The sequence below is a fragment of the Tamlana crocina genome, from assembly GCF_012037625.1.
Genome location: NZ_JAAVJS010000726.1, coordinates 1 through 310, shown reverse-complemented (window position 1 = coordinate 310; position 310 = coordinate 1). Strand labels below are relative to the sequence as shown.

1 protein-coding gene is annotated in these 310 nt (G+C 41.3%); it reads right to left on the bottom strand.

Going from position 1 to position 310, the window contains the following annotated elements; genetic code table 11:
* On the bottom strand, positions 1-310 hold a 310-nt coding region (locus HC176_RS18740; protein WP_167920486.1), incomplete at both ends, for a hypothetical protein.

Genomic DNA, 310 nt, shown 5'->3' with positions numbered 1-310 from the left:
AGAACCTTTCTTTGGTGCGTATATCACATTCCTGGTTGAATTCACTGTTCCTATCCCAGTCTTCGAGATACCATTGAGAATCAACAGTAATGAGGGCTGTGTTTTCATTTATTTCTATGTCTTCTACAGGGCAGCCATCATCGGGAAGGAATTTCCCGTTGCTGTTGTCCTGAAGAAAACTTTCCAGGTCGTCCAAACTCTTTGGTGCAGATTCATTCCATTCATTTTGCCCGGGGGTAAAAATGACGTTTCCGTTAAAATTTTCAAGAGGTTTTAAGAGGTGCTCTCTAAGAAATTTTTCTGCTGCCAA